Here is a 9646-nt window from a genome sequence, read left to right on the forward strand (position 1 = left end):
GCCGCGACCGCTTCGTGACCTACCTGTGGGTAGTGTTTCGATCCCGTATCAACAGGTGCCGCCGTCCGCGCCGGGTCTGGCTGCGCCCACAGCCGTCCACCTACGCTTCTGCTACCGGTCTTCAATACAGCAGTCTTTCGCAAGCAATGTCGCAGCAGGGGGATACATGCAGTTCGATCTAAGCTCCGTGGAAACGGCCACCTTGGTCTTCATCGGGACACTGGTGTTCGGCGCAGTCCTGGCCGGATTCGTCCTGACGGCGGGGCTGGTGGCCCTGGTGGTGCTGGGCGCGGGCAAACTCACCTGGATGGTTATTGTCAATACGCTCATGGCGGTGGTCCACGGGATCAATTCAGGGTGGGACAGGCTGGTCCACCGCGCTTCCGCCGTCGAGCTTCCGGGGGACTTCCAGGGCCAGCCGACCCCTAGCACCGGAACCTACCCGCGGGTAATCTTGAGGGACAGCTGAAGGGTTCTCCAACCCGGCGGATCCATGGCTACACCGGCCAATCCGGCCAAGGAGATAACCCATGACCTCCGCAACTGACAGCCAGGCCAAAGACGCCCCGGCTGAAGAAACCCCCGTCCCCGCCGGCAACATCGGCGCCGGTGCCACCGCAGAAGATGCCCGCGCCGTCGCCGAGGCCGCCCGGGAGTCAGGATGGGACCGTCCCAGCTTCGCCAAAGGCCTCTACCTGGGCAGTTTTGATCTGGACCTGGTCCACCCGTGGCCGGCCGCGGACCCAGCCTCCGTCCAAAGGGGCGAGGAGTTCATGGCCCGCCTGACCGACTTCGCCCGGACCATGTCCGGGCGCGTTATCGAGCGGGACGCGAAGATTCCGGACGAATACATCAAGGACCTGGCGGACCTGGGCGTCTTTGGCATGAAGATCCCGGAGGAATACGGGGGCCTGGGCCTCTCGCTGGTGTACTACGGACGTGCCCTTGCCCTGCTGGGCAGCGTGCACCCCAGCCTGGGCGCCCTGATTTCCGCCCACCAGTCAATCGGCGTCCCCGAGCCCGTCAAGGTCTTCGGGACGCCCGAACAGAAGCGCGAGTACCTGCCGAGGTGTGCCGGCGGCGCCGTCACTGCCTTCCTCCTCACCGAACCGGACGTGGGCAGCGACCCCGCCCGGCTGGGCAGCACGGCAACGCCCACGGACGACGGCGAAGCGTACCTTTTGGACGGCGTGAAACTGTGGACCACCAACGGGGTGATCGCCGAGCTGGTGGTGGTCATGGCGGTGGTTCCGGCGCACACCGGTCAGGACGGCACCAGGCACAAGGGCGGCATCAGCGCGTTCGTGGTGGAAATGGACTCGCCGGGGATCACGGTGGAAAACCGCAACGCCTTCATGGGCCTGCGCGGGATAGAGAACGGGGTGACCCGCTTCCACCAGGTACGGGTGCCCGCGGCCAACCGGCTGGGGCGCGAGGGCCAGGGCCTGAAGATCGCACTGACCACGCTCAACACCGGCCGCCTGGCCCTGCCCGCGCTGTGCGTGGCATCGGGACGGTGGAGCCTGAAGATTGCCCGCGAGTGGTCGAATGCCCGCACGCAGTGGGGCAGGCCAGTGGGCGAACACGAGGCCGTGGGCAAGAAGATTGCCTTCATCGCCGCCTCGGCCTTTGCGCTGGACGCCGTGTTTGAGCTGTCCGCGGAACTCGCCGATGCGGGGCAGAAGGATGTCCGCATCGAGGCCGCGCTCGCAAAACTTTGGGCCACGGAAATCAGCTGCCGGATAGCCGATGAACTGGTCCAGATCCGGGGCGGCCGCGGGTTTGAAACGGCGGAGTCGCTGGCCGCCCGCGGGGAACGCGCGGTGCCGGCCGAGCAGCAGCTTCGGGACCTCCGCATCAACCGGATCTTCGAGGGTTCCTCGGAAATCATGCGGCTGCTGATTGCACGGGAAGCGGTGGACGCGCACCTTGCCGCCGCGGGCGATCTCGCTTCCCTAGATGCGAGCCTGGCCGACAAAGCAAAGGCCGCCGTCGGCGCTTCCGGCTTCTACGCCAAGTGGCTGCCCAAGCTGGTGGCGGGGGCGGGCATGGACCCGCGGTCCTACGGTGAGTTCGGCCGGCTGGCCAAGCACCTTCGGTTCGTGGAGCGGTCGTCACGGAGGCTCGCGCGCCAGACGTTTTACGGCATGGGCCGGTGGCAGGCCAAACTCGAGCGCAAGCAGGCTTTCCTCGGCCGGGTGGTGGACATCGGCGCGGAACTCTTCGCTATGACCGCATGCTGTTCCCGCGCCGAAATGCTCCTGAAGACCTCCCCCGGCAAGGCAGCCAGCGCCTACGAGCTCGCCGACGCCTACTGTGAGCAGGCGAGGGTGCGGGTGGACGAATATTTCGACCAGCTGTGGCGGAACACGGACGACGCCGACCAGGCCCTGACGCGCAAAGTCCTCGCCGGTGACTATGAGTGGCTGGAGGCGGGGGTCCTGGACCAGTCCGAGGGCACCGGCCCGTGGATCGCCGATGCCTCGCCCGGCGCATCAACCAAGGAGGACCTGCACCGGAGATACCGGTAAAACCGCAGGTCACAAAATAGTAAGCACGCTTGCTATCGCCCGGGGCGGGTGGTTGAGTTGAGTCATGAGCAGCTCAACGGACCCACAGAACCTGCCTCCCCGACGCGCCCGGGAGGACGACACCACCCGCAGCGGAAGCTACCGGGACGGAAGTGCGGACGACGCCGCCACGCGCTCGATGGACCAGGCGCCCGCCCGGTCCGGCGAGCGGAACCCCACCCGGAACATCGGGGCGGAGCGGTCCTACCAACCTGACCCGCCCACCGCGGAGCGCGAGTACCGTGCGGCCCCCACTACGGCAACCCCGATGGTGGACCCCACGCTCGCGAACAGGGAAACCGCAGTGGCACGCCAGAAGGAGCGGTTCGGCGGCATCAAGGTTGGCTCCGCCTTCTTTGGCTGGCTGGCCGCCACCGGCATGGCCGTCCTGCTGACCGCCCTGGTGGCGGCCGCCGGGACAGCCGTGGGCCTTGCGAACAACACCGATGTCAACGAGGCCGTGAACCAGGCCGCCCGGAACAGCGGCACGGTTGGGCTGGTGGGGATCATCGTCCTGCTGGTGATCCTGTTCCTTTCCTATTACTGCGGCGGCTACGTTGCCGGCCGCATGGCCCGCTTCAACGGCGCCAAGCAGGGACTTATGGTGTGGGTCTGGGCTTTGATCGCAGCCATCGTCGTGGCCGTCCTGGGGCTCGTGGCCGGGCAGCAGTTCAATGTCCTGGCCAACCTGAACAGCTTCCCGCGCATCCCCATCAACGAAGGACAGCTGACCACCACCAGCATCATCGCTGCGGTTGTGGTGGCTGTGGTGGCCCTCGTGGGCGCTGTGCTGGGCGGCCTGGCGGGTATGCGGTTCCACCGGAAGGTTGACCGCGCCGGCTTCACCCCGGACAGCGAGTATTACGACGGCGAGGAGTAGTCAGGCGAGGATGTCGCCGTCCACATAGAGCCAGCGCCCGCCCTCCCTGACGAACCTGCTGTTCTCATGCAGGATCCCGCGTTCGCTGCCATGGCGGTAGTACGCCTTGAACTCCACGGTGCCCGAGGTGTCGAACGGTCCACCGCCGGACGTGGCCACGATGTCCAGGCGGCGCCAGTCCATGGCAGCGTCCAGATCCAGGGCCTTCGGTGCCGTGGATGCGTGGTGGGTGCGCAGCAGATAGCCCTCGTCCTGCAGGGCAAAAGCACTGTACCGGGAACGCATCAGCTGTTCCGCCGTGGCGGCCTCCGCGCCGCCGGAATGGAACCGCCCACAGCAGGCCGCGTATGGCTCTCCGGACAGACATATGCAGTTTGCGGAATCTATTGATGCGGTCACCCGGTGATGCTGTCATATCCGGTAACAGCTTCGCTACAACCTGGGACGGGGCCACGCCTGCCGGGGCACGGCCGGGCAAAAATCCGTAAGGTGGAGGGGAGTCCGCCGCCGGCAATGTAAACCGGATGCGGGCACAGCACGTGGGCAGAGAGGAGAGATGACGTGGAGCACCCGGACACTCTCGTCCTCAACCTGACTTTCCTTGGCACCATGGGCCTGGCCCTCCTGATGTTCCTGGTCCTCTTCCTGCTTGGCGTCATCACCCTGGTCCTTGCCGGTCTGGGACGACTCACTGCCGTCATCCTCATGACCCTGTTCGGGCGGGCCCCCGGCAAACGCGATTCCACCGGTTTTGTCGGCGCCCCCGCCAAGCAGGGCCGCCCCCGCAGGCGGCTCCGGGAACGCACCGCCGCGCTCAAGCCGGACCGGCTCAAGGAGTCGCTCCGCACCGCCGTCGTACGCCATCCGAAGCTTGCCGCCGCCCGGCCCGAACCGCCGGTCCTCGCCGAAGACTGGGCTTCCGCGGTTGCCCAGGCCGATAAGCGTGCCGAAGCAAGGGCGAGGGCCGAACGGCCGGAAATCAAGCTGTCCGTGCGGGATCTTCCGGACCCGGCGGTACCTGCGGACAAGGTCTCCGAAGTGGCCCCCCTGGTGGAGTCCGCCCTGCACAACCACCGGCCCCCGCACGAAATGCCGCGGTCCTTCAAGAAACCCCAGCCGCTGCATCCGCTGCCCCCGCTGGACACCGGGTCCCTCGTGTCCCTGGCCGGTCCCCAGCAGGTACCCAAGGAGCAGTCCAAGGAGAATGACTAGGCCCTTACCCTGAGCAACCATCTGGGTTAGCGTGAAACCCATGGAATTCAGATACCTCGGAAACAGCGGCTTCAAAGTCTCGGAAATCACCTTCGGCAACTGGCTGACGCACGGTTCGCAGGTGGAAAACGACGTCGCAACCCAGTGCGTGCGCGCGGCGCTCGACGCCGGCATCAGCACCTTCGACACCGCGGACGTCTATGCCAACACCGCCGCTGAAACCGTCCTGGGCGACGCGCTCAAGGATGAGCGCCGCGAGTCCGTGGAGATCTTCACCAAGGTCTTCGGCCCCACCGGCCCCAAAGGCAAGAACGATCTTGGCTTGTCCCGCAAGCACATCATGGAATCCATCAACGGCTCGCTGCGCCGGCTGCAGACGGACTACGTGGACCTTTACCAGGCCCACCGGTACGACTTCGAAACGCCCTTGGAAGAGACCATGCAGGCGTTCGCGGACATTGTCCGGCAGGGCAAGGCACTCTACATCGGGGTGAGCGAGTGGACTGCCGAGCAGCTCCGCGAGGGCCACCGGCTGTCCAAGGAATTGGGCTTCCAGCTCATCTCCAACCAGCCGCAGTACTCCATGCTCTGGCGCGTGATCGAGGCCGAGGTGGTCCCGGCGTCGGAAGAGCTGGGCGTGTCCCAGATTGTCTGGTCGCCCATGGCCCAGGGTGTCCTCAGCGGCAAGTACCTGCCCGGCCAGCCTGCCCCCGAAGGCAGCCGCGCCACGGACGAAAAGGGCGGGGCCAAGATGATCCAGCGGTGGATGCGCGACGACGTCCTGGCCGCCGTGCAGGAGCTGAAGCCGATTGCCCAGGAGGCGGGCCTCACCATGCCGCAGCTGGCCGTTGCCTGGGTGCTGCAGAACCCCAACGTGGCGTCCGCCATTGTCGGCGCCTCCCGGCCGGAGCAGATCGCCGACAGCGTTGGGGCCGCCGGAGTGAAGCTGGAGGCCGAGGTCCTCAAGAGGATTGACGACGCCGTCGGAGGCCTCGCCGAACGTGACCCGGCGCAGACCAAGTCGCCGGCCACCCGGGAAGCCTGAATGGCGTCCCCAGTGGAACTGCCGGACCTCGCTGTCACCGGGTCCACCGGAGGCCTGGGCGGAATGGTGGCACGGCAGCTTGCCGGGTCCGGTTTCGCCCAGCGCCTGCTGGTCCGGGATTCCGCGCGGGCCCCGCAGCTGGAGGACGCGCATCCGGTGGTGTGTTCGTACGGGGACGGCGCTGCCTCCCGGCAGGCGCTGGACGGGGCGAAGGTGCTGTTCATGGTCTCTGCTGCCGAGGCCGAAGACCGCCTCCAGCAGCATTACGCGTTCGTGGATGCCGCGGCCGCTGCCGGGGTGGAGCATGTGGTGTACACGTCCTTCTACGGGGCGGCCCCGGATGCCACCTTCACGCTGGCCCGGGACCATTACGCCACCGAAGAGCGGATCAAGGCGTCCGGGATGGGGTACACCTTCCTGCGCGACAACTTCTACCTGGATTTCCTGCCGCTGATGACCGGGGAAGACGGCGTGATCCGCGGGCCTGCCGGGGACGGCGTCTTTTCAGGGGTGGCCCGGGAGGACATTGCCCGCTGCGCGCACGCCGTGCTGCGGGATCCCGCCATCCACAAGGGCAAGACCTACAACCTGACCGGCCCTGAGGAACTGAGCATGGCCCGGGCTGCCGAGGTGCTGAGCGCCGGCACGGGGCGGCAGGTGCGCTACCACGCGGAGTCGGTGGAGGAGGCGTACGCGTCGCGGGCCTCCTACGACGCCCCGCAATGGCAGCTGGATGCGTGGGTCAGCACCTACACGGCCATGGCCGCCGGCGAAATGGCAGGACTTTCGCCGGACGTGCATGGTCTGACCGGGCAGGACCCCATCAGCCTGGCCGAGTTCCTGACCCGGCCGGTACTGTAGCCGGGTTAAAGTCGTTGACGTGGCGGCTGGGCCCGGCGTAGACCTGTGGCGGGGGCCTTTAGTCCACCGAGCAGAATCGCACCGCCATGAAGTCCAGCAACCAGCAATCCACCCGGCAGGAGCCGGCGCCGGCCCCTGCCGCAGCCGCTGAGCCTACGTCGGGGCCGCTCACCCGGGAGGAACTGCAGCTCGCGGCCCGCAACCATTCGATGCCGCTGGAGGCGCTCCGCCGCGAGCTGACCCCGCCCGGGCTCCATTACGTACTCACGCACTTCGACATTCCTGACCTGGACGCCTCATCCTGGCACCTACGGATCGGGGGTGCGGTGGAACGCGCCCTGGAGCTGAGCATGGCCGCGCTCCTACGGGACCCGGCAATCACCGTGCCGGTGACCCTCGAATGCGCGGGCAACGGCAGGTCGCTCCTGGAACCGCGGCCCGTCAGCCAGCCCTGGGTCATGGAAGCCGTAGGCACCGCGCACTGGACCGGGGTGCCGCTGGCCTACCTCCTCGGCAAGGCCGGGGTGCTGCCGGATGCGGTGGAGGTGGTCTTCACCGGGGCCGATGCTGGCATCCAGGGCGGCGTCCCCCAGCAGTACGCGCGCAGCCTGCCGATCCGTGAGGCGTTGCGTCCCGACGTCGTCCTTGCCTACAAGATGAATGGCGCAGACCTGCCGCCACAGCACGGCTACCCCCTGCGGCTGGTGGTCCCGGGCTGGTACGGGATGGCCAGTGTCAAGTGGCTGGCGTCCATAGAGGTGGCAAAGGCACCGTTCCCAGGGTTCCAGCAGAAGGTTGCCTACCGGTACCAGGAGTCCGCGGACGACGCCGGCACCCCGGTTACGCGGATCAGGGTGCGTTCGTTGATGGTTCCGCCCGGTGTCCCGGACTTCTTTACCCGGAAGCGGTTCCTGCGCGCGGGCCCGGTGATGCTGGAAGGCAGGGCATGGTCCGGCGAAGGTGCCGTGACCGCCGTCGAGGTGGGGATTGACGGCACCTGGCTGCCGGCCCACCTGGATAAACCGGTGGGCGGTTACGCCTGGCGGAAGTGGAGCCTTCCATGGGTCGCGGACCCCGGCGAGCACGTCCTTGCTTGCCGCGCCACGGACATTACCGGCGCCAGCCAGGCCCTGGAGCAGGACTGGAACTACCAGGGGATGGGCAACAACGTGGTACAGCGCGTCAGCGTGACGGTGGAGTGAAGCCGGACCTGCTTCCTGGGGCGGCACCCCCTGGGGCTATACTCGGTGCCAACCATGACCAGCCTCCCGTCCGCTCCCGCCAGTGTCCGAATCGATGCGTGGCTGTGGGCAGTCCGCGCCTACAAGACGCGGTCTGCCGCCACTGCAGCCTGCCGCGCCGGGCATGTCCGCCTCAACGGCAGCCCCTCGAAAGCTTCGGCAACGCTGGTCACGGGTGACACCGTCACCGTCCGGATGCCCGGATACGAGCGCATCCTTGAGGTGCGCCGGCTCATAGCCAAACGCGTAGGGGCGGAGGCGGCGTCGCACTGCTTTACCGACCACACTCCCCCGCGCCCCGTTCTTCCGGCACTGGGGTTGCCGCAACGCGACCGGGGCGCCGGGCGTCCCACCAAGAAGGACCGGCGCGAGATGGACCGTCTGCGGGGACCTGCGTAGCTGGCTTGCTGCCGGCGTCAGGCACGCGCCTTGTTGCGGGCCTGCACCAGGTTGGCGAACGGCAACCGGCCAAATTCCTCCACGAAGGCAGCGTGGCAACCCGCTTCTGCGCCGGCCAGTTGGCCGGCCGGGAGTTCCTTCCACGCGATGGTCAGTGATCCAGCGTCAGCGAGCTGCCAGATAAGCCGCCCGTCCCAGTGGCCTGGAGGCTTTCCCTGCCCGAAGTCAACGAACTCCTGGATCTGGCGCCGAAGTCCCCGGTTGCCCTTGCTTCCGGGTCCGGCCTTCCCCACGTAGAGGACGACGGCGCCGTCCACCCACTCGGCGGCCAGCGCTGCGGCGGAGAGGGATGGGTCCTTCTTCTTGAAGATGGCCGCGGTGCTTTTGGTGAGAAAGCGCGCCTGGAAATCTTCCGGCGCCACGACCGTGAAGAGTCCTGTCCCCTGCGGAATCCGCATCGTCTCGAGGCTTCGGATAGGCCGGAAGCCGGCGAACCCTTCGGTCTTCAGGCCCTTCCTGGTGAACTGCATAATCCATTGAACAGCACGGCCCGCGCCGTTGCTGGGTTTGCGTTTTCCACATAGGGGTTTTGGGCGGCTGGGATTGCCAGGGGCTGGTGGAAGAGTTTGGTTATGGGAGTGATTGTGGAATCGGCGGGAGTGGACCGGGCTGCGCGGTGGGCGGAACCGTCTGCTGTTGGCACTGCTTCATACCTGCCAGCTGCTCCTTGCATCGCTGATGTGCTGAACCTGTTGGCCCGTGTTCCCGTGGCTGCTGATGGTGCGGGGTTGATTGACCAGATTCGCGGTCTGGAGGAGTTGAAGTGCTTTGCCGGTGCCCGGCAGGCTGAGGCCGCTGTGGCTTTTGATCTGTCCCAGCGGCGGGAACAGGCCGACGCCGGGGTCCCGGCCGCCGGGCAGGGTGCCGGGGTCGCGGCGCAGATCGCCTTGGCAAGGCGGGAGTCCCCGGCCCGGGGTTCCCGGCTGCTGGGCCTGGCCAAGACGTTGACCGGGATGCCGCACACGTTCGCCGCGTTCCTTGCCGGGCTGCTCAATGAGTGGCGGACCACCCTGATCGTGAAGGAAACCATCTGCCTCACGCCCGGGGACCGGGCCGGGGTGGATGAGGAACTCGCCGCCGATACCGGCGCCCTGGACGGTGCGGGAGACAAAGCCATTATCGCCGCCGTCCGCGCCGCGGCGTACCGGCGCGACCCGGCCTCCGCCGCCAAACGCGCGGCCCGGGCCGTGAGCGAGCGGTGTGTGAGCCTGCGCCCAGCCCCGGACACCATGACCTACCTGACCGCGCTGCTCCCGGTCGCCCAGGGCGTGGCTGCCTACGCCGCCCTGGTCCGGGACGCGGACACCGCCCGGGCGGCCGGGGATGACCGGTCCCGTGGCCAGGTCATGGCCGACACCCTCATCGAACGCCTCACCGG

10 protein-coding genes and 1 pseudogene are annotated in these 9646 nt (G+C 67.5%); 9 read left to right on the plus strand and 2 right to left on the minus strand.

The features are described from left to right. Window positions 1–166 precede the first annotated feature (166 nt). The 3 genes from PV772_RS21645 to PV772_RS21655 all read left to right on the plus strand — a co-directional run bounded on the left by PV772_RS21645 (window position 167) and on the right by PV772_RS21655 (window position 3450). On the plus strand, window positions 167–469 hold the full coding sequence (locus PV772_RS21645) for a hypothetical protein (RefSeq protein ID WP_347887523.1): 303 nt from the start codon (window positions 167–169) through the stop codon (window positions 467–469). A 61-nt stretch (window positions 470–530) separates the two neighbouring features. After that, on the plus strand, window positions 531–2531 hold the full coding sequence (locus PV772_RS21650; RefSeq protein ID WP_347887524.1) for an acyl-CoA dehydrogenase family protein: 2001 nt from the start codon (window positions 531–533) through the stop codon (window positions 2529–2531). A gap of 64 nt (window positions 2532–2595) precedes the next feature. After that, a complete protein-coding gene (locus PV772_RS21655; RefSeq protein WP_347887525.1) occupies window positions 2596–3450 on the plus strand; it encodes a TIGR04086 family membrane protein in 855 nt (284 codons plus the stop codon). On the opposite strand, the gene PV772_RS21660 is transcribed toward PV772_RS21655, so the two are convergent. Then, window positions 3451–3849 (minus strand): YchJ family protein, encoded by a 399-nt coding sequence (locus PV772_RS21660; RefSeq protein WP_347887526.1) that lies wholly within the window; start codon window positions 3847–3849, stop codon window positions 3451–3453. It abuts the gene before it with no gap. Between the two features lie 162 nt (window positions 3850–4011). On the opposite strand from PV772_RS21660, the gene PV772_RS21665 reads away from it, so the two are divergent. The 5 genes from PV772_RS21665 to PV772_RS21685 all read left to right on the plus strand — a co-directional run bounded on the left by PV772_RS21665 (window position 4012) and on the right by PV772_RS21685 (window position 8208). After that, entirely contained in the window at window positions 4012–4662 is a 651-nt protein-coding gene (locus tag PV772_RS21665; RefSeq protein WP_347887527.1) for a hypothetical protein, read from the plus strand. Between the two features lie 40 nt (window positions 4663–4702). Further along, window positions 4703–5707, plus strand: a complete 1005-nt coding sequence (locus tag PV772_RS21670) for an aldo/keto reductase family protein (protein ID WP_347887528.1) — start codon at window positions 4703–4705, stop codon at window positions 5705–5707. Then, window positions 5708–6568 (plus strand): SDR family oxidoreductase, encoded by an 861-nt coding sequence (locus tag PV772_RS21675; protein ID WP_347887529.1) that lies wholly within the window; start codon window positions 5708–5710, stop codon window positions 6566–6568. It begins immediately after the preceding gene. Window positions 6569–6654: 86 nt separating this feature from the next. After that, complete coding sequence (locus PV772_RS21680) at window positions 6655–7770, plus strand: sulfite oxidase (RefSeq protein WP_347887530.1); 1116 nt, start codon at window positions 6655–6657, stop codon at window positions 7768–7770. Window positions 7771–7824: 54 nt separating this feature from the next. Continuing rightward, window positions 7825–8208, plus strand: a complete 384-nt coding sequence (locus tag PV772_RS21685) for an RNA-binding S4 domain-containing protein (protein WP_141158978.1) — start codon at window positions 7825–7827, stop codon at window positions 8206–8208. Window positions 8209–8225: 17 nt separating this feature from the next. Here the strand turns inward: PV772_RS21685 and PV772_RS21690 are convergent, their stop codons facing one another. Beyond that, a complete protein-coding gene (locus tag PV772_RS21690; protein ID WP_347887531.1) occupies window positions 8226–8738 on the minus strand; it encodes a hypothetical protein in 513 nt (170 codons plus the stop codon). 102 nt (window positions 8739–8840) lie between these two features. Here PV772_RS21690 and PV772_RS21695 point away from each other — a divergent pair. Further along, window positions 8841–9646 (plus strand): annotated as a pseudogene (locus tag PV772_RS21695) (HNH endonuclease); the annotation flags it as partial.

It is taken from the genome of Pseudarthrobacter sp. CC12, assembly GCF_039907755.1.
Taxonomy (GTDB): domain Bacteria; phylum Actinomycetota; class Actinomycetes; order Actinomycetales; family Micrococcaceae; genus Arthrobacter; species Arthrobacter niigatensis.